Genomic DNA, 22,430 nt, shown 5'->3' with positions numbered 1-22,430 from the left:
CCATGGGATGGGGATCCGGATACCTGGTCTTCAACACCGTCGCCGACGCCCTCACCGAGGCCGGCGCCACAGGCGACATCAAAGAGAAAGCCCTCACCAAGGTGATCGCCGGACTCCAGCGAGAGGACTGGGACACCGAACTCGACAGCCTCCAGGACTACCTCGACGACCCTGCCATCGTCCGTGCGTTCGCCAACAACGGCATCACCTGGGACTGAACCGTCATACGCCACCCGCACCCCGCCGCCAGCCGCTACGTCTGAGGATGAACGATGCCCACACGCCGCTTTACCGTCGCCGAACTCGCCGCGATGAACGTCCCGCCGGATGACCCCAACCACATCGACTACGACGAGCATGTCCTCGCCGACGAGCAGGTGGCCGTACTGAAGTACACCGCGAAACGCCGCTGCGTCTTCGAGGCCGACAACGGCCGCACCTACGCCGTCGAGTACGAAGCCGAACTCGACACTCGGGACTTCGAGATCGGCGGTGGCATGCCCCACAACCACGGCTGGTACGGGAACACGGTCGAGGCCGTCGAAGTCGAGGAACGCCTGGTCACGGTCATGCGGTGGCTGCCCGTCGAATGACCGTGGCATCCTGGCTGTGCTGCGCGTCGACGACGTGGCCGCTGGACCTCATCGAGGGTCGGCCCACCGAGACGCGCAGCACACCGTCTGCCGGGACAAGGTCGGAACCAGGGAACTGGATCCCTCCCGCCATCGAGCGGGTCGTGGCCCCCGGAGACACCACACGGCCCGCCAGCCCGACAGGACTGGCGGGCCGTCTGATGGGCGCCCCCATTGTGGTGACCACGACCGTACGCCCCCACGCCTCATCAGGGAAGGTCCGGAGTCTCGACACCGTCAGCGGCCGCCCGCAGGATGATCCGATGGATCTCACGTTCAGCGAATTCATCAAGCAGACCACGCCCGGACCCAAGAAGCCGTGCCCCACATGCAAGACCTGGGGACTGCGCGGCTACCGGGAACCCGACAACCCGGACGTCGAGAAGGTCATCTGCACGAACCACGGGTGCAGCGACTCACCGTTCTACCGGGGAGAACAGCGGCCGTAGACGTCGACTCCTCCACTGGCAGCCGACCCCCGGCTTGACGCCCGTGCGAGCATGAGACTGCCGGCCGCCGTACACGCTGCTCCGACGGCTGGCGCTACTCACAGCTGAGACCCCGTCGACCAGGTCGCGACGGGGTCTCAGCACATGCTCAGGCTATTGCCGCCACGCCTCCTGGTAGCCGGGCCGGTCCGCGTACATCTGGGCGAGCAGGCGCAACAGCGGAAGATCGTTCGGCGGAAAGTTCGGGCACTCGCCAGCCAGGATCGCCTCGCCCTCGTGGCAGCACCCATGCTCGGCGTCCAGCGCTGCGGCCTGCGCCGGGGCGATCACGTTGATCATCACCCGCTCTGCGCCGATCTCCCGCAGCACCCGCTCCGGATCATGCGCAGCGATGAACGCCGCATCCTCGTCCGACTCGAACACGGGCGCCTCTCCGCCCCAACGGCTTCCCGCGATCACCGTCGTGCCGTCACCCGCATTGATCGACTCGGTGTTGATCGTGCTGTCAACCCACCACGGTCCGGGCGTGGCCGCCCGCGCGATCCGTTCGTCCTCGTCGAGCTGGGCACGCAGAAAATCAACGATCTCCATCAGCCGACTCCCATTCAGCCGCCACCTCGTGCACAGTCCGGACCACTGCACGCGCCAGCTCCTCCCCCTGCTCTTCAGACAGCCCGACCTGCTGGACCGCCAGGCCAACCTGATAAGCGAGCACGTTAGCCAGACGATCTGCCAGGCTCCAGATGGCCTCCGCTGCGTCGGACTGAGACTGTTCCGTGGTTGGCACGGGCGCTCCTTCATCTTGGGATGCGAGGTCGGTCCGTCGGCCTTGTTGTGGCGGGTTCGCCTCAAACCATGCGGCCACTTCGTCGGCGCGGTAACGGATTCTTGTGGAGCCCTCCGCCGGAACGGGCTGAGGGAAGGTGGCACTGCGGCGGTACGTGTGGACCGACGACCGGCTGACCCCGTGCTCCTCCGCGATCTGCCCGATGGTGATCAAGCGCGGACTCCCCTCGTGTTCAGGGCTCTTGGGCACGGCTACATCCTCCCTGAACTTCTGGACAATGTCCAGAAGTTCTGTCACTGTGGAACGGCACCAACAGAACAGCCCGGCAGGGGGCGCAACCCCTGCCGGGCCAGCCATTCACCTGCCCTAACAGGAGAGATGACCGTGGCCGATCGTATCGACCCGCAACACCAGAAGCACGACCCCCGCACCTGCCAACTCTGCGGCACCCTCCGCCACCCCGCCCAAGCCGCCAACGGCCGCGCCCTCACCCGCCACCTCGCCGAACACCCCTTCCCGCAGCAGGGGGCCGGCCGATGAACGAGCAGCAGACCACCCCCACGCCCAACGACGGCACCCCCACCACCGACCCGGCCGCCGCACTCCACTGGGCCGCCGTCGCCCACGGCCTCGCCGAAACCCGCACCCTGCAAGGCAACCCCCTCACCGCCGACGAGCGCGTCGACTACGACCGCTACCAGAACGCGGCCCACGCCCACGGGTTCACCGACGAGCAGATCCGCGACCACATGCAGACGCTGGGCCGCCCGCAATGACCCGCCCCCGGCCCGGCCTCATGCGCGCCCTCACCGTGCTCGCCATCCTCACCACCTGCATCGCACTCGCCCTCGTCAACCGAGGAGGCTGCTGATGGGCTGGTTCAGCCGCGGGCAGACCAGCCGCGACTACCCCGCCGCCGGCACCTCGGTCACCGGCCCCGCCGCGCGGTTCTTCCGCTCCAAGACCAGCGGAGCCCGCGCCGCGGACCGCGCCGGCCAAGCCTGGGAGGACACAGACCGCGCCGCCGAACACGGCCGCTGCGGCCGCTACCGCCAGGGAGGAGGTCGGTGATGGGCGAACGCTTCTGGTACGGCCTCGGCATCCTCGCCTCGATCGCGTCCGGCGTCTTCGCCGTCGTGTGGATGACCACCCACTGACCCACCCCTGATCGGCCGGCCTCCCGCGCTTCCGTTCCCCCACGGCCGCGGGAGGCCAGTCCCCTACCCCGCTCCCGGAGGAGCACCCATGAACGACCGTGACTTCGCCCTCGGCGACTTCGACGAAGAGACCGGGTACAGGCCGCTGAACATCCCGGACCACAACCATGAAGACGTCGTCTACTTCATCCTCAACGGCAACCGCGTCAAGATCGGCACGACGACCAACCTCCGCAACCGCGTCCGCGCCCTCGCGCTGAAGCCCCGCAACGTCATCGCCTGCGTACCCGGCGGCCGCCAGCACGAGAGCGAGACGCACGCCAGGTTCTCCCACCTGAGGATCGACAGCACCGAATGGTTCTCATTCGAGGGCCCCATCGTCGATGCAGTGAACGACTGGCACGCGCGCGCGATGGTCCTGCGCCGGCACGCCAACGCGAACCTGTTCAAGGCCCCGCGCAGCACCTGACCAGCTTGACACCGGCCGCCGCCCCGCGCCCCACCTGCGGGGCGGCCTTCCTTCACGACCACGGGAGCCACCGTGACCACCCGCCCCGCCACCGACGGACGCCGCCTCTCTCAAGCCACCCGCGCAGCCTGGGCCCTCGTCCTCGCCATGCTCCTTGCGGCCGCCGCATGGTCGCTCTCCGGACAGCTCATGCGTTGGGGCATGGGCCCCTGGCTCGCCTGGCCCCTCTCCATCATGTTCGACGCAGCCGGACTCATCTGCGCCACCTACGCCCGCCGCGCCGTTGAACGCGGCACCCCCGCCGGCCTCGCCCGCCTCGCCCTGGTCGCCTTCGTCTCCGTCGCCGGACTCCTCAACTACAACCACGGCCACGACATCGGCGGCTTCCCCGCCGCCATCGGCTTCGCCTCCCTCTCCGCCGGCGTCGAGCTCCTCTTCGAACTCCACCGCCGCGACATCCGCGACGAGCAGCGCGCCGCCCGGGGCCTTGTCGCCGAGCGTCTCCCGCACATCCCCGCCCTCGGCTGGATTATGTATCCGACCCGCTCCTGGGCGACGCTGCGCGCCGCGGTCGGTGTCCGCCTCGACCTCCTCGACCCCGTCCAGACCGGAACCCGGGACACGTCCAAAGACAAGCCGGGACACGCCACCGCCACTGTCCGCGCCGCTGTCCGGGCCACTCTGGACACCGTCCCGGACGCGTCCCTCGATGACGTCCTCAACCAGCTCGACATCCTGGGGATCGACGCCGACGAGGACACCGTCCGAGACATCCTGGACAGCAGGCAGGACGCGAAGGACAGCAGGTCACAAGCGATCCTGCGCCCCATCGCCCCGCCCGGGCAGACCGTGGCGGACACCATCAGGACAGCCCTGTCCTCTGGCATGCAGGACAAGGACAAGGTCTTGTCCTACGTCTGGGACGTCCACGGCCCCGATGTTCCGCGCTCCACCGTCGTCCGGACCTTCAACCGGATCAAGGACGAGCGGCGGGCCGGCTGATGGGCGCGCGGCCGTCCCCCGACGGCGACGAGCTGCGCGCCCGCCACTACCTCTACCGCCTCGGCGCCCGCCCCTTCGGCCACCAGGAGCCACCCATGCCCGACGACCAGCGCCCCATCACCCCGACCCGCATCATCCCCGCCGGCGCCCCGCTTCCCGCCCGGCCGCCCGAGCCCGGAGAGATGCCACCCTGGTACGCCCCGCCCGCGCCTCCACCGTCCGCCCCACCCCCGCCGCCCCCCGGCCCCGTCGAGGTCCGGCACATCCACGAGGTCCTCCTGGTCCTGCCCGAACCGGAGCCCGAGCCCCGACCCCTGTGGACCCGCCTGTGGGACCGGCTCGCCACCTGGCGCATGGGCGGCGCCATCCTCGCCGCGCTCACCCCGTGGGCGGGCGGCCAGAGCCCCGTCGGCATCTGGGCCCACACCGTCCACCAGGCCCGCACCGAGGCCAGCGTCGGCGCCGCGTACATCCTCGCCAGCGTCGCCCTCGGCGCAGCCTGGACCCTCGACCGGCGCACCGGCCGCGCCGTTCCCCGCTTCCTCCTCGTCACCGCCGCCCTCGGCGGCCTCGGCGTCCTGCACTGGTGGGACCCGATCCAGATGCTCACCGGAGTCGACCTGTGACCGCCACATCCACGCTCACCCTGGGCGGACTGCTCCTCGCCCTGATTATCCTCACCTGCAACCTCTACCCCTGGTGGGTCGGCGGCCGCGAGATGAAGCAGCTCGCCATGTTCGGCAAGGGCTTCTGCGCCGCCATCTGCGCTGCCGCCTGCCCCGGCGGCATCCTCGGCTGGGCACACTCCCGCTCCGGCACCGTCGGCAACGGCGTCGGCGAGCGCACCAGCCAGGCCACCACCGGCACCACCTCCGCCCAGGCCCTGACCACCGGCCAGCTCGTCGGCCTCGGGGCCACCGGCGCGGCCATCGTCGTCCTCGCCGTCACCATCGTCGTCCTCGCTTACAAGGACGCCGGGAAGAAGGACCGCCGCCGGATTATCGGCGGCGCCTATGTCGGCAGCACCCTGTGCCTCACCGCAGGCGTGGCCGGCCTCCTGGCCTGGCTGCCCGGCGCTCTCAACGAGCTCGGCGACGGAGTCGTGGCCGCGTTCGAGGGAGCCGGTGTCCTGTGAGCCGCCTCGGCCACCCCGCCGGCCGTCTCGCCGCCGGTTCCGGCGCCCTCGCCCGCCACCTCGGCGCGCGGGTGGCCGCGTGGGTCGCCCGCGGCCGCCGCACCGACCTCACCGGCTGGCGCTCCGTCCTCGGCTGCTGGGCCCGCCTCGCCGCCCTCGGCATCGGCCTCTACCTGCTGTGGCGCCTCGTCCGCGCCATCCCCAACCTGCTGTGGCTCATGAGCGCCGTATGGGCGGCCGCCGACTGGCGGGCCGGCCGCCCCGCCGTCGAGGAGCCCGCTCAGCCCCTCACCGAAGGGGCAGCCGGCGCACCCCGCGGCGACGTCCGGGACGCCACCCTCACCTGGATCCGGCAGCAGATCGGAGACCGGCAGGGAGTGCACCTCCGCACCCTCCTCCGGCACGCCCAGGCGCACGGCATGTTCGAGGGCATGGAGGTGACCGAGTTCCGGTCCCATCTGGAGCGCTGGGGTATCCCCGTCCGGGACCAGCAGCGGGTGCGCGGCATGGGGGTCACCGTGGGCATCCGCGCGACCGACCTGGACGCCTCCGTCAGCCCCTCTCCCGAGCCGGTCGCCGAGGAAGCCGCGTGAGCGAACTACACCCGTTCTGACCTGCGGAACTACACCGCAACTACACCCCGACTACGGGCTGAACTACGGGCCCAACTACAGCTACGGGGCAGCCGTCCTTCCGTCGAGTCGCGGTACCCGCACGCCCGCCGGGCCGACGCGGAGGTCGAGCAGGAGCGGCACCGGACCGCCGCGCACGGCGGGCTCGCCCCGGCTGGCGGGGACGGGGTCGAGCGGGTGCACGCGAGCGGGGGCGGCTGCCTGCCGGCCGGGTCGTGGTGGGCGGTCCTGTTTCTGCTGGCGTTGCTGGTGTCGAACTGCTGGGGCCGGTGAGGGGCCGGTGATCGGTTTGACAGGGCTGGGAGACTGGGCGTGCAGCCGACGGTGACCGCCGCGGATGCCCCTGGGAGCCCCTGCCTCGTCCCCCCCCCGTCGGCAGGGGCTTCACCCATTCTTGGGCGTGGAGCGGCCCCGCACTGGAGCGATCCGGGCGGGGCCTTCGTCATGCGGTGGGCGTGGCATGCTGGTGGTGCGCGACCAACGCACAGGCACCCTTGTTCGGGTGGTTGTTGGCCCCGTCGTCCTGCTCCGTGGCGGCGGGGCCGTCGTGCGTCAGGGGGCGAGAGGGGTGGGCTCCTCGTCCGGGCGTGCCGAGCTTTCTCCGCCGCGGTGCACTGTGTAGCTGACCTCGCCCACACCGATGCGACGCCCAGCCTTCCTGCTGGCCTCTTCTGCGACCTCGGCGCGCGTCTTTTCCACCCAACGTTCACGCTCTTCCGATGTGGCGTCGTCCCATGACTCCGCCGCCAGCGGCGACACCGAGCCAGTGTCCATCTCTGTGTGGGAGGCCACGTGCCACTGCACGAAGACGATGTCGTCGTGAGGCTTCAGCGGATGCGGGTAGCGGTACTGGGGTTCGCTCATCGGGTGTTCTCCTCGCTGCTCACCGGGCGCTCCGGGGCGAGCTTGCCCACAGTCGGCGGCCTCTTCCGCTCCACCCCCAGGGCGCGGGCTCGGCGGCGGAACACCTCAGGCGTGAGCCCGGTCCAGGCAGCGAGTTGACCGACGGTCGCGCCGGCCTTCAGCTCGCGGTCTGCGAACTCCAGCATCTCGGGCTTCAGTGCGCGCTCGCCCTCGTAGTGGGCCTTGTAGCGGGCGAACGTGTTGGCGGCGTCTAGGGGCGGGTCGTAGTCCTTCGGCATGCCTCCATTTTGGCACGACGCGTAGCCCTACCATAAGAGCTACGTGTAGCCCTATTGACAGGGCTACATGTAGGCCTCATGCTGGAGTTATCGCAAGGAAGCACCGCACCAAGGGGGACCCGTGATCCGCTCGAACCGCACCCGCCGCCCGCTCGCCCACCGCCACCTCACGGCCGCAGCGAAGACCGCCAAGGCCCTCGCCTACCGCACCCTCTCCGGCCCGGTCGCCGTCGCCGTCGACGCCGGCAAGCTCATCCGCACCGGCGACTTCCTCGCCCGCGTCGGCGGCGGCAACCTCCCCGACGGCAAACAGTCCTGGTTCGGCCGGCACGTCGCCAAGGCCTACCGCGCCCAGCACGGCGGCGACGCCCTCAAGGTCTGGGCGCAGCACCGCACCACCAGCCGCTGGATCCACGTCCACGTCTACGGCCCCATCGACGAGGCCCTCTACGCCGGCCTCCGCTCCTACAAGGGCACCCAGCACCTCCTCCGCACCTCGTACTCGGAGGCCGCATAGACCAACTCCACGACGCACCAGACGACCCCGCCCAGCAGCACCATCCGCAAGGAGCCCCCCGTGAGCGCCACCGACCTCGCCGCCCGCATCCTCACCCTCGCCGCCACCCTCCTCCACCCCCACGAGACCAGCGACAGCTGGATCCCCGGCCACCAGACGCCGGCCTGCATGACCGACGGCCTCCGCGACACCGTCCTCCGCGACGCCCGCGAGACCGTCCTCCTGCCCGTCCGCCGGTACGCCACCGTCGACGAGACCCGGACCCTGGTCGCCTCCGTCCTGCCCCCGGTCACCGGCACCGTCACCGAGTACGCCGCCCTGCTGCGGGAGACCGCCCGCGCCCTCACCGCCCAGGAGGCCCCCGCATGCTGAACCCGGTGATCCGCTGGGAGCCCGGCATCCTGGTCCGCTACCACGGCTCCCTCACCGCCCTGCACGGCATCTACCGGGCGTTCCCGTGCGGCTGCCTCAACTGCGACGACCCCCGCCTCGGGACCGTCCGCTACCAACTCCTCGACGATGAGGGCGAGGTGGTCGCGTCCTGCGTCCGGCCCGGATCGGCCACCCCCACCGACGACGAGGAACCCGAACACGAGGAGTGCTGCGGCACCCACCGCAGCGGAGATGGCTACCGCGACTGCGACGGCACGCCCCTCTGACACTCCCTGATCGGCAAGGAGACTCTGATGCCCGTCCCGACGCCCGAGCAGCGCGCTCTGCTCGCTGAGGCCCGGCTGCGCCGCCGCGGCTGGACCGTGTTCGAGGCCGGTGCCCGCCGGGCTGCGCTCCGTGTGATCCGCGCCCGCCTGGACGGCACCGACCCGCCCTCCTTCCGCCCGACCACGACAGGATGAACCACATGCTGAACCTCCCCCGCCTGCGGATGAACATCCCCGGCACCTGGGAGATCTTCTCCGCCGACGGCCGGCACGCCGGCATCGTCTGCTCACAGACCCCCCGCCGGGACATCGAAGCCCACCTGACCTACCTGAACCAGAAGGAACCCGACGGCGGATGGACCTACGAGTACATCCCCACGAAGCCTCAGGACGCGCGATGACCTGGCCCGAGCCTCGGTACCCCATCGGTCACGTGGTAACGAATCGACTGGACGAGCCGTTGACGGTCGTCGCCCAGGAGAGACCCGATCAGATCAAGACGCGGGGGGCTCGGCGGCCTTTCTCGGACGAGGACGCGCGGGGCATCCGCTGGTTCTACACACTGCGCCGCCCAGACGGAAGCGAGTGCAGCAGCAGCGAGGCAGGCATTCGCCACATGGAACAGTGTGCGGCGGAACGCGCCCACGCCGCCGACTCCAGCGTGCAGGACGAGCGGTCGAAGATCTCCCCCACCCAGCCGGGCCGTCAGCTGCACGTCGGGGAACGTCTGAGCAGTCCCCACGGAACGTGGACGGTCAGTGAGGCGCGGCACGTTCCCGACGGTCCGATCCTGAAGTTCTGCTCCTACCTCCTCACACACGAGGACGGCCGGCAGGAGGAATGGCGCGGCCGGGACATGGCGGAAGCCGACTTCCACCTCATCCTCGACGACCAGCAGCAGACCCTGATCTGAACCGGAGAACGCCATGGTCACGAATGACGCTCAGGATGTCCGTCTGGAGCAGGCGGCCAACGCAAACTACTTCGTCTATGACCGCGAGACGGGCAAGCTGATCGGCCGGGTGTGGCAGGAGCCGAACGACGGCTGGTGGGCCACCTTCTACCTCGGCGAAGGCGTCACGGCGCGGAGCATGTCTGGCGGCAGGTTCAACGGCCGAGACGCTGCGGTGACCGCAGTTTTGTTCCAGTCGAAGGATCGCTGAGACGACCGGCCCCGCCTGACTTCGCCGTAGGCTCGACCCCGCCACCACAAGGAGAACCCCCATGGCCGACACCGCCCACTGGCCCTTCGGTACCGACGCCGACCGCGACGACCCGCTCACCGAGCTGCGCGTCCCGGCTGTGAACAGCTTCAACCCCGGATGGCACTACGTCGCCGCGTACCTCAAGCCGGTGACCGACGGGCCCGACTACCTCAAGGGCCCGCCGTTCGGCAGCAACGAGCGGCCGACCGACCGCGAGGCGCAGATGCTCGCCTCGTTCCTCCTGGAGCACCGCCGCTACTGGTTCAGGAACCAGGGGTACGCCCGGAAGATGGACCGTCGGCCGCTTGACGTCGACAGCGGGTGGAACACCACGGTGTTCATCAAGTACGGCCCCGACGATTGGGGTTACCGGCGCTGCTCGTGGATGTACGGGCACACGTTCGTGCCGCCGGGACCTTCGTACCGGGAGCGGTACCCGGACGAGTCGTGCGGCGGCCCGTTGTCCCTGGAGCAGGTCATGGACCGCGCCCACACCCTCGGCAGCGACGAACCGATGGATCACTGGGTGAAGTGGAAGGCCGACCATCCTGACGTATTTCCCGCCTGACCCCGCACCTACCGAGGTCCTCGTTCCCCGCCACCGGGACCGAGGGCCTCACCCATGCACCACCGCTCATCAGCATCCACGATGACCAACCGCCCTATCATCATGGAACCCGAACACCAGCCACCGAGCGGAGGGCGGACACCGTGCCCCACGACCAGAACGCCCGACGCGCAGACGGCCGCTACATCCCCACCCAAGAAACGGCAGACCGCGCCGCCGAAGCCGCACGCCTCAAAGCCGCCAACCCCCGCATGACCTACCAGGAGATCGCAGACGCCGTCGGCTACCAGAACAAAGCCGGAGCCTGGCGCGCCATCAACCGCTGCCGCGAAGCCGTCATCCGCGAGGCCGGCGCAGAGCTCATCGCCGCCGAGGCCAGCCACCTCGACGACCTCTTCGTGTCCGCCCTGGAGGTCATGGAGCGAGACCACGTCGTCGTCTCCCACGGCCGCGTCGTCCTCGACGAAGACGGTAAGCCCCTCCTCGACGACGGGCCGAAGCTCGCCGCGATCCGCGAGATGCGCATGATCCGCGAGAGCTACCGCAAACTGTTCGGCGCCGACCAGCCCGCCAAGGTCGAACACTCCGGCGGTGTCAAGTACGAGATCATCGGCGTCGACCCGCAGGACGTCGTGTGACCACCACCGTCGTGCGGTACGAACCGCGCGGCGGCGCCAAAACCCTGCTGTCCGCCAAGGACCAAGAGATATGCATCGCGGGCCCCGCCGGCACCGGCAAGAGTCTCGCCATGCTGCAGAAGGCGTTCTACACCAGCCTCATGGTTCCGGACTGCCGGTCGCTCATCGTCCGTCAGACGCACGCTGCGCTGACCGGGTCGACGCTGGTGACGTTCGAGCAGCAGGTCGCGACGGCCGCGCTCGCCGAGGGCGTGGTCCGCTGGTTCGGTGGCAGCCCGCGGAAGCCGCCCGCGTACCAGTTCGCGAACGGCGCTGAGATCCTCGTCGGCGGCTTGGACCGGCCTGAAAAGTTCCTGTCGACGGAGTTCTCGCGGATCTACGTGGACGAGGCGACACAGATCAGCCTGACCGCCCTGGAGACCTTGATCACCCGTCTGCGGGGGAACTCGGACACCTACCGGCAGATCATCGTCGCCTGCAACCCGGACCACCCCAAGCACTGGATCAAGCAGCGGTGCGACGAAGGCACCATGCGGATGATCCACTCGCTGCATCGGGACAACCCGCTCTACGTCAACACCGACGGCACCCTCACCGAACGCGGCGTCGACTACATGGCCAAGCTCGATGCCCTCACCGGAGTCCGCCGCCTCCGCTTCCGCGAAGGGATCTGGGCAGCCGCCGAGGGCCTCGTGTACGAGGGCTGGTCCGAACCCGTCCACGTCGTCGACCCGTTCGACGTGCCCGACACGTGGACCCGTTGGATCACCGTGGACTTCGGCTTCACGAACCCCTTCGTGGCACAGTTGTGGGCTGAGGACCCCGACGGCCGGCTGTACCTGATCCGCGAGTGGGTGCGCACCCGGATGCTCGTCGAGGACCACGCCACCGTGATCCGCGATCGGCTGCTCAAGGACCAGCCGCGGCCGCGTGCGGTCATCACCGACCATGACGCCGAGGACCGGGCCACCCTGGAGCGCAGGCTCGGGATGGGCACACAGGCTGCCCACAAGTCGGTCAGCGACGGCATCCAAGCCCTTCAGTCCCGCCTCAAGACACAAGGCGACGGCCGCACACGCCTGTACGTCTTCCGTGACGCGCTCCTCGAACGCGATCCCGAGATGGACGCGGCGTCCCTCCCGATCGGTCTGGCGGAGGAGGTGGCCGGCTACGTGTGGGCGGTGAAGCCGGGCAATGCGGGTGGGCTGAAGGAGGAGCCGGTGAAGGAGAACGACCACTCGATGGACGCGGGCCGGTACATGGTGGCGGCGCGGGATCTGGGGGGTCGGCCGCGGGTGCGCTGGCTGTGAGACTGTCAGATTCCTACAAGTCGTGATCGTTGGAGAGTGAGGCTGCAATGTCCGCGAAAAGGGTCCCTCTGCGCAGGTGGGCACGGTCTCTGAATAGAGCTATGCCGGTCCTACTTGACACGACTGGGATCATTCTCTTGTCGGGTTCCGCCATGCTCCTCAGCGTGGCGGCAGGCGTGGCCGCTCTCGGTGTCGGCGCACTCGTCCTGAACTGGCGGTTCTACGGCGGTGACACCCGCGAGTAGCAAGGGAGGGCAGGTTGGCCAGAACCCTCCTCGGCGCGCTCACCAACGCCACCCGCACCGCCACCCAAACCCCCGTCCCCTTCGCCTCCCGCGCCGCCTCCTACGCCGGCGGCCTCTTCGGCACCCGCCGTGATGCCGAGAGCCAGATGCGGGCCATGTCCGCGGTCGGCACCTTGTTCGCGATCGTCGACCGCACCAGCAACGCCACCGCGCTGGTGGACTGGAAGCTGTACCGCAAGGCCAAGTCAGGCCGTGACGAAGACCGCGTCGAGGTCACCTCCCACGCCGCCCTCGACGTGTGGAACAAGCCCAACAAGTTCATGCCGCGGCAGGAGTTCGTCGAGTCCTCCACGCAGCACTACGACCTCACCGGCGAATCCTGGTGGGTCGTCGCCCGCGTCCCCGGCATCAAGTTGCCGCTGGAGATGTGGCCCGTCCGCCCCGACCGCATAACCCCCGTACCCGACCCGAGCGCCTTCCTGAAGGGCTACGTCTACACGAGCCCCGACGGGGAGCAGATCCCCCTCGAAGTCGACGAGGTCATCCAGCTCCGCCGGCCGAACCCGCTGGACCCGTACCGCGGCCTGTCACCGGTGCTGTCGATCCTGCCGGACCTGGACACCTCCCGGTATGCCGCCGAGTGGGCGCGCGCCTTCTTCGTCAACAGCGCGCAGCCCGGCGGCATCCTCGAAGTGCCCGTCCACCTCTCCGACGGCGAGTTCGACGAGATGCGGGCCCGGTGGAACGAGCAGCACAAGGGCGTCAACAACGCCCACCGGGTGGCGATCGTCGAGCACGGCGCCAAGTGGGCTGACCGCACCATCTCCCAGCGGGACATGCAGTTCGTTGAGCTGCGGGGTGCGACTGCGGACCGGGTTCGTGAGGCCTACGGCATATCCAAGTCGGCCATCGGCGACTTCGAGGACATCAACCGCGCCTCCGCGCTGGCTGCGAAGGCGTGGTTCGCGGAGCAGCAGACCATCCCCCGCCTGGAGCGCATCAAGGCCGCGCTCAACTTCGAGTTCCTGCCGATGTTCGGGCGCACCGCGGAGGGCCTGGAGTTCGACTACTGCGACCCCGTCCCCGCGGACCCGGAGCAGGAAGCCGCCGACCTCACAGCGAAGGCCAACGCAGCGAAGTCACTGATCGAGGTCGGCGCTTACGGGCCCGCCGTCGTCGAGGCGTTCGGCCTGCCCGCAGTGCCGTTCGGATCCCCTGACGCGGACCCGGACAAGGAACTCCTGATCGACATCCTGAAGACGGCGCCGGCCGCGCTCGCGGACCGGATCCTTCCGATGCTCGGCTTCGACGTCCCCGCCCCGCCTCCGGCACCGGCTGCGCCCGCTGCTGCCCCTGCGGACGATGCTCCTGTCGAGGACGAGCCTGCCGGGCCCGCGAATGCCTGGGATGAGGCCGTGGCCGGGCTGGTCGGCGACGGGATCGAGGCGGCGATGCGGTGGGAGGCCGTCGCTGAGATCGACGACAACACGTGCGGCCCTTGTGCGGACAACGACGGCCAGACGTACCGCAACCGGGCGGCCGCGTACAAGGACTATCCGGGCGGCTCGGGCTACGTGAAGTGCGTGGGTGCGGAGTACGGCAACGAGTGCCGCTGCCGTGTGGTGAAGCGACGGAAGCGGAAGGACGACGAATGAGCCGGATGCCGGGCCTGACGCTGCCCGCGAACCTGAACGGCTTCCTCACCAAGCAGCGGGAGCAGGCCGACAAGTTGCGCGCCCAGCACGGTGTGGAAGCCAAGACCTGGTATCGCATCACCAACGCGGCCTCGCAGGATGAGGCGGAGGTGATGCTGTACGACGAGGTCGGCGGCTGGTACGGGGCGACCGCCGACCAGTTCATCGCTGACCTGCGTGGGGTGACGGCGCCGAACCTGCGGGTGCGGATCAACTCGCCGGGCGGGTCGGTGTTCGAGGGGATCGCCATCGCCAACGCGCTGCGCTCCCACCCCGCGAACATCGTCGTGCAGGTCGACGGGATCGCCGCCTCCATCGCCTCCGTGATCGCGATGGCGGGGGACCGGATCGAAATGGCCCCGAACACGATGCTGATGATCCACGACGCGTCCGGAGTCTGCCTCGGCAACGCCTCCGACATGGAGGAGATGGCCGAACTCCTCGACCTCATCTCCGACAACATCGCCGACGCCTACGCCCAGCGCGCGGGCGGCACCCGCGAGCAGTGGCGCGAGCGCATGAAGGCCGAGACCTGGTACCTGCCCGAGGACGCCGTCGAGAACGGCCTCGCCGACGAAGCCGTCCAGGCCCCGAAGTCCGGCACCCCGACGGAGCCCGACGAGGACGAGGACGCGCCAATGGCTCGCGCCTTCGACTTGGCCGCCTACGGGTACGTCGGCCCGCGCCGTGAGGAGCCCGCGCCGGAGGGGCAACCGACAACGCTGACCATCAACATCGGCGCCGCCCTCACCGAGGAGATGGTCGAGGATCTGCGCGCCATGGTCAGGAAGGCCGGCACTCCCACTGCCATCAAGGACAGCGGGCTGACCGAACCGGCCGCCGTTGAACCGCCTGTTGAGGAGCCGTCCCCCGACCCCAACGCGCACGTCGACGACCCGACCGTACCCGAGCCCGCGGCCCCGGCTGCCGAGCCCGAAGACGAGTGGGCGGCCGACATCGCCGCCCTCCTCACCACCCCCGCGGACGACTGGGCCGCGGATCTCATCCATCTCATCGGCCCCGACACGTCGTCCCGCGCGGCGACGGCAGCCTGAAGGAGGCAACGTGGCACCCACTACGACCGTCCCGCGCAACAGCGCCGAGCTGGCGGAGATGCTCGCCGACCCGGCGAAGCGCAAGGCAGTCCTCGCGTCGCAGGACTCCCTGACCGAGTTCATCGACTCCTACGCTCAGGGCCAGCAGGGCGACGGCACCGACCTGCAGCGGCAGGTCGACGAGGCCGTCCAGCAGGGCTTCGCGAACTTCCTGCGGGAGAACGGCACCGAGGACATCAAGCGCCCGGACGTGCGCGCCGCTGCCCCCGACCCGTACGCGGCTGCCGACGCCTCGCTCCAGGGCCGCGGCCTGTACAACAAGGCGGCTGAGGGCGCCAAGGTCGATGGCCTGTTCAACTCCACGGGCGAGTTCTTCCGGGCGATCGCCCGCCGCGACGACCTCTCCCCGGAGATGTCGGCGAAGCTCGCCCAGCTGAAGAACTACAGCAGCGACATCCCCTCCGACGGCGGCTACCTCATCCCCGAGACGCTGCGCTCCGAACTGCTGCGCGTCTCCCTGGAGAACGCGGTCGTCCGCCCCCGTGCCCGCGTCATCCCGATGGAGACGCTGCGGGTGCCGTTCCCGGCGATCGACTCCACCACCAACGTCAACAGCGTGTACGGCGGCATCGTCGGCTACTGGACCGAGGAGGGCGGCCAGCTCACCGAGTCGCAGGCGCGTTTCGGACGTGTCGTCCTGGAGGCCCGCAAGCTCACCGGCTTCGCCAAGGTGCCGTCCGAGCTGATGAACGACAGCCTCGTCTCCTTCTCGGCGTTCATCAACCAGCTGTTCCCCGAGGCCCTGTCGTTCTTCGAGGACACGGCGTTCCTCACCGGCAACGGCGTTGGCCAGCCCCTCGGCATCCTCAACGGCGCCGCCGCCATCTCCGTCACCCGGGCGACCTCGTCGCAGATCACCTTCGCGGACGTCATCGGCATGTACGCGCGGATGCTCCCCCAGTCCCTCTCCCGCGCGGTGTGGCTCGCCTCCCCCTCCGCGATCCCGCAGCTCGCGTCCCTCGCCATGACGCGCGGCACCGATGGCATCGCCTCCCCGCCTCTGTGGCTGACCGGCGGCCAGGCCATCGACACCCCGCCCATGTCCCTCCTCGGACGGCCCGTCGTCATCACCGAGAAGGTCCCGGCCCTCGGCTCGGCCGGCGACCTGTCCCTGGTTGATTTCGGGTTCTACCTGATCGGTGACAGGCAGGCGATGCAGGCCCGCCAGTCCGAGGAGCGCTACTTCGAGACCGACGAGATCGCGTTCCGGATCATCGAGCGCGTCGACGGCCGTCCGTGGCTGCAGTCCGCGATCACCCCCGCCAACGGCGGCTCCACCCTGTCTCCGATCGTCAAGCTCGCCGCCTGACCCGGCGCACCAGAAAGGACACCAGCCATGGCAATGGAAGCCCTGGGGCGCCTCGTCGACATCTGCATCGGCGCAGCCCCCGTCGACCTGTCCACCGCGGCCGTCACCGGCAAGCGCATCTCCCTGAAGGACGCGGGCGGTCTCACCATCGTCGTGTTCAAGGGCGCCGGCACGGCCGGAGACGACCCGACCGTCACGCTGAAGCAGCACACCGCCAGTTCTGCCGGCACGACGTCGAACCTGGCGGTCATCGACCACTACTACCTCAAGTCGGCCACCACGCTGGCGGGCACCGAGCAGTGGACCAAGGTGACGCAGACGGCGGCGGCGACGATCGCCGATCCGGGCGGGGCCGGCACGTCGGCGGAGTCGCAGCAGATCATCGTGATCGAGGTCGACGCGGCGCAGCTGTCCGACGGCTACACGCACGTGTCTCTCGACGTGGCGGACGTCGGTACGAACGCGCAGCTCGGCTCGATCCTCTACCTCCGCCGTGACCTGAAGGTGGAGCGGGCGCCGGCTGCGCTGGCGGCGTCGCTGTGAGTCTGTGGGTCTGTCTGGACTGCTCCACGGCGTTCGCGGTGGGGGTGCCTCGGTGCCCTCACTGCGGGTCGGAGCGTCATGCCGAGGAGGGTTCGGCAGCAGCGCTGGGTGTGTATGCCAGTCAGGTCGTCGAGGAGGACAGCATGCCGAAGATCACCCGCCATGGCGGGGCCAGCGTTGCGGGCGAGGAGTCCGCACCGGTCGAGGGCGGTGAGGACGTATCAGCTGGGAGCAGTTCCGAGACATCCTCCGAGAAGCCGCTGAAGAAGCCCGAGCAGAGCGACAGCGGGACCCCGAAGCGTGCCCGGAAGACGGCGAGCCGCTCCGCCAGGGCGGTGACGGCGGGCTCTTCTGCGGGTTCTGCGGATGGCGGCCCGGAGGACGGTACGTCGGCGACCGAGGCCGCTGACGAGTAGCAGCACTACAACCACGAAGGGGAGGCGGCCATGGCCACCACCACGAACACCACTCTCAACCACTACAAGGTCATGTACGCCGCTCGGGAGCACAACCCGCTCAGCAAGGACGTGGCAGCGGCGTACTTCCAGACGGAGGGCCAGTTCACGGTCTTCAAGGACGAGAACGGCAAGGCCGTCTACGCGATCAACAACGCGAACCTCATCGAGGTCTCGCGCGAGGCGCAGTAGTAGCACCACAACGAGTTCGAGGGAGGAGGAGAGCAGATGACCGCAACCGGCTACGTGTCGACCACCGGCGACGCCCGCAAGGTCGACGTCGCAGGCGACACCATGACGGGCGAACTCGTGCTGCCCGACTCCTCCCCGGACACGGCGCTCGCCGCAGCGTCGAAGGGCTACGTCGATACCGTCGCGGCGGCCAAGGCGGCAGGCGCGGCTTCGTCGACAGACAACGCCCTCGCCCGGTTTGACGGCACAACCGGCAAGGTTCTCCAGAACTGCACAGTGATCGTCGGAGATGACGGCTCCGTCACCATCACAGGCAACCTCACCGACGCTGGCGACTTCCTCATCCGCGACAGCCACGACGCCCCAACCAAGGCGTACAGGTTCCGGAGCAGCGGAGGCGCACTCGATACCGAGTTCGGTGGCTCGGACTGGTACTTCAGCAACTTCCCCGCCGCTGACTTCTCCGGCACGCAGCGCACGTACATGCGGTGGGAGAACGGGGCGGCGGCCATCCACATGGTTGCCGAGCTGCAGTGCAAGGCGGATGTCTTCGGCGCCCGCGTCCACAGCATCGACGGCGCCGGGAACAAGCTTGGTTTCCACGGCGCGGACCCCGTCGCCAAGCAGACCGTCAGCGGGTCACGCGACGGTAACGCCGCGCTCGCCAGCCTGATCACCGCTCTGGCCACGCTCGACCTCATCACAGATGGGACGAGCGCATGACGACCGTGATCGCAGGCCAGTCCGTCGCACTGCTCGCCCAGTTCTACGACTTCGAGGGCGGCACCCTCACCGACCTCGATGCCACCCCCAGCATCAGCATCGTCTCCATCGCCACCGGAGCCACCGCCCTCGCGGCCACCACGTCCGGCGTCACGCACCCCGGCATGGGCTCCTACGGCTACGCCTGGACCCCGTCTTCGTCCCTCACCCCGGGCGCATACCTCGCCACCTGGTCCGGCCTCAAGGACGGCAGCCCGGTCACCGCAGCCGAAACCGTCACCGTCACCGCACCCGCGGCCGCCGACGCCACCAACACCAGCCCTGAGGGCATCTGGTACGCCACCCGCGACGACGTGAAAACCGCGCTCGACGTGAAGGGCACCGCCCGCAACAACACTCAGATCGCCCGCGCCCTGGAGGACGCCTCCCGCACCGTCGAGGATCTCTGCCACCGCCGCTTCTACCCGGTGCAGGCCACCCGCTACTTCGACTGGCCGTCACGCCCGGGGGGAACACCGTGGGTGCTGCGCCTGAACGACACGGAACTCATCTCCGTCACGACGCTGACGTCGGGCGGGGAGACCATCTCCTCGGACGACTACTTCCTCGAACCGGTGAACAGCGGCCCACCGTTCAACCGGGTCGAGATCGACCTCGACAGCACGGCCGCCTTCTCCAGCGGCGACACTTCCCAGCGAGCCATCAGCATCAGCGGCCTGTGGGGCTACCGCAACACGGAGACCACGGTGGGCACGCTCGCCGAGGCCCTCGACGCCTCCGAGACCGCCGTCGACGTCAACGGCGCCGCCTCAACGGCCCTCGGCGTCGGTTCAATCCTCCGCGTCGACTCCGAGCGCATGCTCGTCACCGAGCGGACCCAACTCGACACCGGCCAAAACCTCGGCGGGAACCTGACCGCGCAGGCCAACAGCGTCACCGTCGCCGTCTCCGACGGCACCCTCTTCACCGTCGGCGAGACCATCCTCATCGACGCCGAACGCATGCGCATCGACGACATCGCAGGCAACCAGCTCATCGTCAAACGCGGCTGGGACGGCACCGTCCTTGCCGCCCACACCGCCGGCGCCGACATCTACGCCCCCCGACGGCTCACCGTGACCCGCGGCGCGCTCGGCACCACCGCGACTGTCCACTCGGACGCGAGCACGGTGGTGCGCTGGGACCCGCCGGGCCCGGTCCGGCAACTGGTCATCGCCGAAGCCATCAACACCCTCACCAATGAGGCGGCCGGCTACTCGCGGGCCCTGCGCACCGGTGAGGGCGGCTCGTCGGAGCGTGCGCGGGACGTGAACGCGCTGGCGAAGCGCCGCGAGGACACCTACAAGGTGTGCGGCCGGAAGGGACGGATGAGGAGCGTATGAGCATCACCATCCAGTTCCGCGGCCCGCTTTTCGACGGCCGGGCCGCACGCGCCATGGACCGGGCCTGTGACGACGCCCGCGACGACGTGGCCGCTTTCGCCGAGGAGCGTGTCCTCATGGGCACCAGCGCCTCGTTCAAGACGCGCACCCCGTACTACGAGACCCGCATCACCACCACCCGAGTCAGCGGCGAGGTGTCCCTCGTCCACGACCAGGGCGTCGTCTACGGGCCGTGGCTGGAAGGCGTCGGCTCCCGCAACGCGCCCATGACCCGCTTCCGCGGCTACGGGCACTGGCGCAAGGCCAAGCAGGCTGTAGCGGCGCGCGGCCCGCAGATCGCCGAGATCACTGTCCGGCGGCACCTGCCCGAGATGGGAGGCTGACCAGTGGCCCTCGACATCCTCGGCATCACGAACGCCGTCGTCTCCCACGCCATGGCGTCCGGCCGGTTCGAAACGGTGAACGGGCACGAGCCGAAGAACGCGCCCTCCACAGGCGGCCTCACCGCCGCGGTGTGGTCGGAGCGCGTGACCCCTGTACGTGGTTCCGGGCTGGACTCGCTGTCGGTGCTCCTCGTCCTGAACGTGCGCGTGTTCACGAGTGCGGTGCAGGAGCCGGCGGACGCGATAGACCCCGACATGATCGCCGCCGTTGATGACCTGTGCGCCGCCTACACCGGCGACTTCACCCTCGGGGGCCTCGTCCGCCACGTCGACTTGCTTGGCGCCTACGGGCAGCCGCTGGACATCCGCGCGGGCTACCTGCAGCAGGACGGCGTGCATTTCCGGGTGATGACGATCTCGCTGCCTGTCGTAGTCAACGATCTTTGGGAAGAGGTGGCATAGGTGGCCAAGACAGGCGGGTTGGGCGACAACCTGTACATCCAGGGCTTCGACGCGAGCGGCGATATCCAGCAGCTCGGCACCATCGGCGGCGGCCCGGCGCTGCTGAACATGACGCCGATCAGCAAAAGCGCCTACGAGCGGCAGGGCGGGCTGCGCAGCGGGCAGATCGAGATGACCACGTTCTTCAACAGCGTGGCCGTCACCGGCGCGACCCACGAGAAGCTCAGCGCGCTGCCCCGCACCGACGTCATCCTCACCTACTGCCGCGGCACGGTCCTCGGTGACCCGGCGGCGTCGCTGGTGGCGAAGCAGGCCAACTACGACCCGACGCGCGGCGACGACGGCATGCTCACCTTTGGGGTGTCCGCCCAGTCCAACGGCTACGGCATCGAGTGGGGGCGACAGCTCACCGCGGGGGTGCGCACCGACACGGCGGCGACGGACGGCACGGGCATCGACACCGCCGCCAGCGCGAGCTTCGGCGGGCAGGCGTATCTGCAGGTGTTCAGCTTCTCGGGTACGGACGTCACGGTGAAGATCCAGGACTCGGCGGACAACGCCACGTTCGCCGACGTCACGGGCTTCGCTTTCACACAGATCACTGGTGGCGCGCCGCTCGCCGAGCGCATCGCTCTGGGGAACACGGCCACGATCCGCCGCTACGTGCGGGCGGTGACCACCACGACGGGTGGCTTCACCAGCCTGGCCTTCGCCGTCAACGTGATCAAGAACGAGAACGCGGGGGTGACGTTCTGATGGCCGTCCAGCCGTTCCGGTGGGAGCCGAAGATGGCCCCCGACGCGTACAAGACGTACGCGATCGTCTCCCCGCTCACCTCGCACTTCCGGCCCGCGACGTGCGCCGAAGTCGACTGCCCGCACTACCTGCACGGCTGGCGGGTCCGCGTCGAATCCCTCACCCCGGACCTACTGCACGCGGCCCGCAACTCCGGCCGCAGGTACACCGAGCAGCCCGTAGCCGCGGGCGAGACGTGGCTGGTGTTCGAGGCCGGCCAGGCGTGCTTCAAGGCGCGCGAGCACCGGACACGGATGGACCGGGCGCCGCTGTACGTCGTGCGCGACGGCGACCACCGCGGGAATCCGCGCGGCACGAGAGCCCGGCTGCACCAGCGGCCGGAGAACTGGGTCGAGGACTTCGCTGAGCACCAGCAGAAGCTCGCAGACGAAATCGAGAAAGGGTGATCTGACATGGCGAAGGCTTCAGGTCTCGGCCAGACCACGCTGTCGGTGGACGACTCCGCCGGCACCGCTCGGGCGATCAAGAACGACATCACAAACTGGCAGATGTCCACTCCGCGCGGAGTGCAGGACATCACCGGTGTCGACAAGTCGGCGAACGAGCGGCTGCTGCTCCTCGCCGACGCTTCCGTGACGCTGAACGGCGTCTTCAACGCGGCCTCCAACCAGTCCCACGACGTCTTCAAGACCGTGCCCTCCACCTCGGTGGCCCGCACCGTCACCCAGACCGTCAACGGAGTCACCCTCGCCTTCGAGGCCCTGTTCTCCGACTACCAGCTCACCCGCGCCGACAGCGGCGAACTCACCTGGTCCGCCCCCGGCTCCCTCGCCGACGGCACCGTCCCGACCTGGGCCTGACAGGAGCAC

Annotated in this window: 38 protein-coding genes; 34 read left to right on the top strand and 4 right to left on the bottom strand. The window is 69.4% G+C overall.

Annotated elements, in window-relative coordinates; all coding sequences use genetic code 11:
- Positions 1–2 precede the first annotated feature (2 nt).
- From ACIP67_RS40470 to ACIP67_RS40460, 3 genes are all read left to right on the top strand, one after another.
- Complete coding sequence (locus ACIP67_RS40470) at positions 3–218, top strand: hypothetical protein (protein ID WP_401699041.1); 216 nt, start codon at positions 3–5, stop codon at positions 216–218.
- Between the two features lie 54 nt (positions 219–272).
- Positions 273–593 carry a hypothetical protein gene (locus tag ACIP67_RS40465; protein ID WP_401699039.1) on the top strand — a complete coding sequence of 107 codons (321 nt, stop codon included), beginning with the start codon at positions 273–275 and terminating at the stop codon, positions 591–593.
- A 302-nt stretch (positions 594–895) separates the two neighbouring features.
- Positions 896–1,081, top strand: coding sequence for a hypothetical protein (locus ACIP67_RS40460; protein ID WP_401699036.1), 186 nt, complete (start codon positions 896–898; stop codon positions 1,079–1,081).
- Positions 1,082–1,234: 153 nt separating this feature from the next.
- Here ACIP67_RS40460 and ACIP67_RS40455 read toward each other — a convergent pair whose 3' ends face one another.
- A complete protein-coding gene (locus ACIP67_RS40455) occupies positions 1,235–1,672 on the bottom strand; it encodes a DUF6221 family protein (RefSeq protein ID WP_401699034.1) in 438 nt (145 codons plus the stop codon).
- The gene (locus tag ACIP67_RS40450; protein ID WP_401699031.1) at positions 1,659–2,081 is read right to left on the bottom strand and encodes a helix-turn-helix transcriptional regulator; all 423 of its coding nucleotides are present in this window, start codon (positions 2,079–2,081) and stop codon (positions 1,659–1,661) included. The genes ACIP67_RS40455 and ACIP67_RS40450 overlap by 14 nt, the downstream gene beginning before the upstream one ends.
- Positions 2,082–2,252: 171 nt before the next feature.
- Between ACIP67_RS40450 and ACIP67_RS40445 the strand changes: the two genes are divergently transcribed.
- The 8 genes from ACIP67_RS40445 (at position 2,253) to ACIP67_RS40410 (ending at position 6,224) form a co-directional block, all read left to right on the top strand.
- Complete coding sequence (locus tag ACIP67_RS40445; protein ID WP_401699029.1) at positions 2,253–2,408, top strand: hypothetical protein; 156 nt, start codon at positions 2,253–2,255, stop codon at positions 2,406–2,408.
- Entirely contained in the window at positions 2,405–2,644 is a 240-nt protein-coding gene (locus ACIP67_RS40440; protein ID WP_401699027.1) for a hypothetical protein, read from the top strand. Before ACIP67_RS40445 ends, ACIP67_RS40440 begins: the two co-directional genes overlap by 4 nt.
- A gap of 94 nt (positions 2,645–2,738) precedes the next feature.
- Entirely contained in the window at positions 2,739–2,939 is a 201-nt protein-coding gene (locus ACIP67_RS40435) for a hypothetical protein (protein ID WP_401699025.1), read from the top strand.
- A gap of 174 nt (positions 2,940–3,113) precedes the next feature.
- On the top strand, positions 3,114–3,494 hold the full coding sequence (locus ACIP67_RS40430) for a GIY-YIG nuclease family protein (protein WP_401699022.1): 381 nt from the start codon (positions 3,114–3,116) through the stop codon (positions 3,492–3,494).
- Positions 3,495–3,566: 72 nt separating this feature from the next.
- Entirely contained in the window at positions 3,567–4,496 is a 930-nt protein-coding gene (locus tag ACIP67_RS40425; RefSeq protein WP_401699020.1) for a hypothetical protein, read from the top strand.
- Entirely contained in the window at positions 4,496–5,122 is a 627-nt protein-coding gene (locus tag ACIP67_RS40420; RefSeq protein WP_401699018.1) for a hypothetical protein, read from the top strand. The genes ACIP67_RS40425 and ACIP67_RS40420 overlap by 1 nt, the downstream gene beginning before the upstream one ends.
- A complete protein-coding gene (locus tag ACIP67_RS40415) occupies positions 5,119–5,631 on the top strand; it encodes a hypothetical protein (protein ID WP_401699016.1) in 513 nt (170 codons plus the stop codon). The genes ACIP67_RS40420 and ACIP67_RS40415 overlap by 4 nt, the downstream gene beginning before the upstream one ends.
- A complete protein-coding gene (locus ACIP67_RS40410; protein ID WP_401699013.1) occupies positions 5,628–6,224 on the top strand; it encodes a hypothetical protein in 597 nt (198 codons plus the stop codon). The genes ACIP67_RS40415 and ACIP67_RS40410 overlap by 4 nt, the downstream gene beginning before the upstream one ends.
- Before the next feature lie 591 nt (positions 6,225–6,815).
- Here ACIP67_RS40410 and ACIP67_RS40405 read toward each other — a convergent pair.
- A complete protein-coding gene (locus tag ACIP67_RS40405; protein ID WP_401699010.1) occupies positions 6,816–7,127 on the bottom strand; it encodes a hypothetical protein in 312 nt (103 codons plus the stop codon).
- Positions 7,124–7,405, bottom strand: coding sequence for a hypothetical protein (locus ACIP67_RS40400; RefSeq protein WP_401699007.1), 282 nt, complete (start codon positions 7,403–7,405; stop codon positions 7,124–7,126). Before ACIP67_RS40400 ends, ACIP67_RS40405 begins: the two co-directional genes overlap by 4 nt.
- A 121-nt stretch (positions 7,406–7,526) precedes the next feature.
- Between ACIP67_RS40400 and ACIP67_RS40395 the strand changes: the two genes are divergently transcribed.
- The 23 genes from ACIP67_RS40395 (at position 7,527) to ACIP67_RS40285 (ending at position 22,421) form a co-directional block, all read left to right on the top strand.
- Entirely contained in the window at positions 7,527–7,922 is a 396-nt protein-coding gene (locus ACIP67_RS40395) for a hypothetical protein (RefSeq protein WP_401699005.1), read from the top strand.
- 60 nt (positions 7,923–7,982) lie between these two features.
- Complete coding sequence (locus ACIP67_RS40390) at positions 7,983–8,294, top strand: hypothetical protein (RefSeq protein WP_401699003.1); 312 nt, start codon at positions 7,983–7,985, stop codon at positions 8,292–8,294.
- Entirely contained in the window at positions 8,288–8,581 is a 294-nt protein-coding gene (locus ACIP67_RS40385) for a hypothetical protein (protein ID WP_401699000.1), read from the top strand. Before ACIP67_RS40390 ends, ACIP67_RS40385 begins: the two co-directional genes overlap by 7 nt.
- 27 nt (positions 8,582–8,608) lie before the next feature.
- Positions 8,609–8,776 carry a hypothetical protein gene (locus tag ACIP67_RS40380; RefSeq protein ID WP_401698997.1) on the top strand — a complete coding sequence of 56 codons (168 nt, stop codon included), beginning with the start codon at positions 8,609–8,611 and terminating at the stop codon, positions 8,774–8,776.
- 5 nt (positions 8,777–8,781) lie between these two features.
- Positions 8,782–8,982, top strand: a complete 201-nt coding sequence (locus tag ACIP67_RS40375) for a hypothetical protein (RefSeq protein WP_401698995.1) — start codon at positions 8,782–8,784, stop codon at positions 8,980–8,982.
- A gap of 32 nt (positions 8,983–9,014) precedes the next feature.
- Positions 9,015–9,494: a hypothetical protein gene (locus ACIP67_RS40370; protein ID WP_401698993.1), complete on the top strand. Its 480-nt coding sequence runs from the start codon at positions 9,015–9,017 to the stop codon at positions 9,492–9,494.
- A gap of 13 nt (positions 9,495–9,507) precedes the next feature.
- The gene (locus ACIP67_RS40365; RefSeq protein ID WP_401698991.1) at positions 9,508–9,744 is read left to right on the top strand and encodes a hypothetical protein; all 237 of its coding nucleotides are present in this window, start codon (positions 9,508–9,510) and stop codon (positions 9,742–9,744) included.
- A gap of 61 nt (positions 9,745–9,805) precedes the next feature.
- Positions 9,806–10,354, top strand: a complete 549-nt coding sequence (locus tag ACIP67_RS40360; RefSeq protein ID WP_401698988.1) for a hypothetical protein — start codon at positions 9,806–9,808, stop codon at positions 10,352–10,354.
- A 143-nt stretch (positions 10,355–10,497) separates the two neighbouring features.
- The gene (locus tag ACIP67_RS40355) at positions 10,498–10,992 is read left to right on the top strand and encodes a hypothetical protein (RefSeq protein ID WP_401698985.1); all 495 of its coding nucleotides are present in this window, start codon (positions 10,498–10,500) and stop codon (positions 10,990–10,992) included.
- Complete coding sequence (locus tag ACIP67_RS40350) at positions 10,989–12,302, top strand: phage terminase large subunit (RefSeq protein WP_401698983.1); 1,314 nt, start codon at positions 10,989–10,991, stop codon at positions 12,300–12,302. Before ACIP67_RS40355 ends, ACIP67_RS40350 begins: the two co-directional genes overlap by 4 nt.
- A gap of 259 nt (positions 12,303–12,561) precedes the next feature.
- Positions 12,562–14,202, top strand: a complete 1,641-nt coding sequence (locus tag ACIP67_RS40345) for a phage portal protein (RefSeq protein ID WP_401698981.1) — start codon at positions 12,562–12,564, stop codon at positions 14,200–14,202.
- Positions 14,199–15,296 (top strand): head maturation protease, ClpP-related, encoded by a 1,098-nt coding sequence (locus ACIP67_RS40340; protein WP_401698978.1) that lies wholly within the window; start codon positions 14,199–14,201, stop codon positions 15,294–15,296. Before ACIP67_RS40345 ends, ACIP67_RS40340 begins: the two co-directional genes overlap by 4 nt.
- A gap of 10 nt (positions 15,297–15,306) precedes the next feature.
- Entirely contained in the window at positions 15,307–16,665 is a 1,359-nt protein-coding gene (locus ACIP67_RS40335; RefSeq protein WP_401698976.1) for a phage major capsid protein, read from the top strand.
- A 27-nt stretch (positions 16,666–16,692) separates the two neighbouring features.
- A complete protein-coding gene (locus ACIP67_RS40330; RefSeq protein ID WP_401698974.1) occupies positions 16,693–17,208 on the top strand; it encodes a hypothetical protein in 516 nt (171 codons plus the stop codon).
- A 143-nt stretch (positions 17,209–17,351) separates the two neighbouring features.
- The gene (locus ACIP67_RS40325; protein WP_401698972.1) at positions 17,352–17,624 is read left to right on the top strand and encodes a hypothetical protein; all 273 of its coding nucleotides are present in this window, start codon (positions 17,352–17,354) and stop codon (positions 17,622–17,624) included.
- A gap of 30 nt (positions 17,625–17,654) precedes the next feature.
- A complete protein-coding gene (locus ACIP67_RS40320; RefSeq protein WP_401698969.1) occupies positions 17,655–17,855 on the top strand; it encodes a hypothetical protein in 201 nt (66 codons plus the stop codon).
- A 36-nt stretch (positions 17,856–17,891) separates the two neighbouring features.
- Positions 17,892–18,578, top strand: a complete 687-nt coding sequence (locus tag ACIP67_RS40315; RefSeq protein ID WP_401698966.1) for a hypothetical protein — start codon at positions 17,892–17,894, stop codon at positions 18,576–18,578.
- A complete protein-coding gene (locus tag ACIP67_RS40310; RefSeq protein WP_401698964.1) occupies positions 18,575–19,960 on the top strand; it encodes a hypothetical protein in 1,386 nt (461 codons plus the stop codon). The genes ACIP67_RS40315 and ACIP67_RS40310 overlap by 4 nt, the downstream gene beginning before the upstream one ends.
- A complete protein-coding gene (locus tag ACIP67_RS40305; protein ID WP_401698961.1) occupies positions 19,957–20,343 on the top strand; it encodes a hypothetical protein in 387 nt (128 codons plus the stop codon). Before ACIP67_RS40310 ends, ACIP67_RS40305 begins: the two co-directional genes overlap by 4 nt.
- 3 nt (positions 20,344–20,346) lie before the next feature.
- Positions 20,347–20,805 carry a hypothetical protein gene (locus tag ACIP67_RS40300; protein WP_401698958.1) on the top strand — a complete coding sequence of 153 codons (459 nt, stop codon included), beginning with the start codon at positions 20,347–20,349 and terminating at the stop codon, positions 20,803–20,805.
- On the top strand, positions 20,806–21,561 hold the full coding sequence (locus ACIP67_RS40295) for a hypothetical protein (RefSeq protein ID WP_401698956.1): 756 nt from the start codon (positions 20,806–20,808) through the stop codon (positions 21,559–21,561).
- On the top strand, positions 21,561–22,007 hold the full coding sequence (locus ACIP67_RS40290) for a hypothetical protein (protein WP_401698953.1): 447 nt from the start codon (positions 21,561–21,563) through the stop codon (positions 22,005–22,007). Before ACIP67_RS40295 ends, ACIP67_RS40290 begins: the two co-directional genes overlap by 1 nt.
- Positions 22,008–22,013: 6 nt before the next feature.
- A complete protein-coding gene (locus ACIP67_RS40285; protein ID WP_401698951.1) occupies positions 22,014–22,421 on the top strand; it encodes a hypothetical protein in 408 nt (135 codons plus the stop codon).
- Positions 22,422–22,430: the final 9 nt, after the last annotated feature.

It is taken from the genome of Streptomyces sp. NPDC088812 (genome assembly GCF_044750285.1).
Classification (GTDB): Bacteria; Actinomycetota; Actinomycetes; order Streptomycetales; family Streptomycetaceae; genus Streptomyces.
The sequence above is the reverse complement of the archived record's forward strand: the minus strand, read 5'-3'. Positions and strand labels throughout refer to the sequence as shown.

Bases quoted from the DNA above. Each gene is read 5' to 3' on its own strand.
- ACIP67_RS40470 (WP_401699041.1), top strand. From the start codon at position 3: ATGGGATGGGGATCCGGATACCTGGTCTTCAACACCGTCGCCGACGCC.
- ACIP67_RS40465 (WP_401699039.1), top strand. From the start codon at position 273: ATGCCCACACGCCGCTTTACCGTCGCCGAACTCGCCGCGATGAACGTC.
- ACIP67_RS40460 (WP_401699036.1), top strand. From the start codon at position 896: ATGGATCTCACGTTCAGCGAATTCATCAAGCAGACCACGCCCGGACCC.
- ACIP67_RS40455 (WP_401699034.1), bottom strand. From the start codon at position 1,672: ATGGAGATCGTTGATTTTCTGCGTGCCCAGCTCGACGAGGACGAACGG.
- ACIP67_RS40440 (WP_401699027.1), top strand. From the start codon at position 2,405: ATGAACGAGCAGCAGACCACCCCCACGCCCAACGACGGCACCCCCACC.
- ACIP67_RS40435 (WP_401699025.1), top strand. From the start codon at position 2,739: ATGGGCTGGTTCAGCCGCGGGCAGACCAGCCGCGACTACCCCGCCGCC.
- ACIP67_RS40430 (WP_401699022.1), top strand. From the start codon at position 3,114: ATGAACGACCGTGACTTCGCCCTCGGCGACTTCGACGAAGAGACCGGG.
- ACIP67_RS40420 (WP_401699018.1), top strand. From the start codon at position 4,496: ATGGGCGCGCGGCCGTCCCCCGACGGCGACGAGCTGCGCGCCCGCCAC.
- ACIP67_RS40405 (WP_401699010.1), bottom strand. From the start codon at position 7,127: ATGAGCGAACCCCAGTACCGCTACCCGCATCCGCTGAAGCCTCACGAC.
- ACIP67_RS40400 (WP_401699007.1), bottom strand. From the start codon at position 7,405: ATGCCGAAGGACTACGACCCGCCCCTAGACGCCGCCAACACGTTCGCC.
- ACIP67_RS40385 (WP_401699000.1), top strand. From the start codon at position 8,288: ATGCTGAACCCGGTGATCCGCTGGGAGCCCGGCATCCTGGTCCGCTAC.
- ACIP67_RS40380 (WP_401698997.1), top strand. From the start codon at position 8,609: ATGCCCGTCCCGACGCCCGAGCAGCGCGCTCTGCTCGCTGAGGCCCGG.
- ACIP67_RS40375 (WP_401698995.1), top strand. From the start codon at position 8,782: ATGCTGAACCTCCCCCGCCTGCGGATGAACATCCCCGGCACCTGGGAG.
- ACIP67_RS40365 (WP_401698991.1), top strand. From the start codon at position 9,508: ATGGTCACGAATGACGCTCAGGATGTCCGTCTGGAGCAGGCGGCCAAC.
- ACIP67_RS40360 (WP_401698988.1), top strand. From the start codon at position 9,806: ATGGCCGACACCGCCCACTGGCCCTTCGGTACCGACGCCGACCGCGAC.
- ACIP67_RS40340 (WP_401698978.1), top strand. From the start codon at position 14,199: ATGAGCCGGATGCCGGGCCTGACGCTGCCCGCGAACCTGAACGGCTTC.
- ACIP67_RS40330 (WP_401698974.1), top strand. From the start codon at position 16,693: ATGGCAATGGAAGCCCTGGGGCGCCTCGTCGACATCTGCATCGGCGCA.
- ACIP67_RS40325 (WP_401698972.1), top strand. From the start codon at position 17,352: ATGCCGAAGATCACCCGCCATGGCGGGGCCAGCGTTGCGGGCGAGGAG.
- ACIP67_RS40320 (WP_401698969.1), top strand. From the start codon at position 17,655: ATGGCCACCACCACGAACACCACTCTCAACCACTACAAGGTCATGTAC.
- ACIP67_RS40315 (WP_401698966.1), top strand. From the start codon at position 17,892: ATGACCGCAACCGGCTACGTGTCGACCACCGGCGACGCCCGCAAGGTC.
- ACIP67_RS40310 (WP_401698964.1), top strand. From the start codon at position 18,575: ATGACGACCGTGATCGCAGGCCAGTCCGTCGCACTGCTCGCCCAGTTC.
- ACIP67_RS40305 (WP_401698961.1), top strand. From the start codon at position 19,957: ATGAGCATCACCATCCAGTTCCGCGGCCCGCTTTTCGACGGCCGGGCC.
- ACIP67_RS40290 (WP_401698953.1), top strand. From the start codon at position 21,561: ATGGCCGTCCAGCCGTTCCGGTGGGAGCCGAAGATGGCCCCCGACGCG.
- ACIP67_RS40285 (WP_401698951.1), top strand. From the start codon at position 22,014: ATGGCGAAGGCTTCAGGTCTCGGCCAGACCACGCTGTCGGTGGACGAC.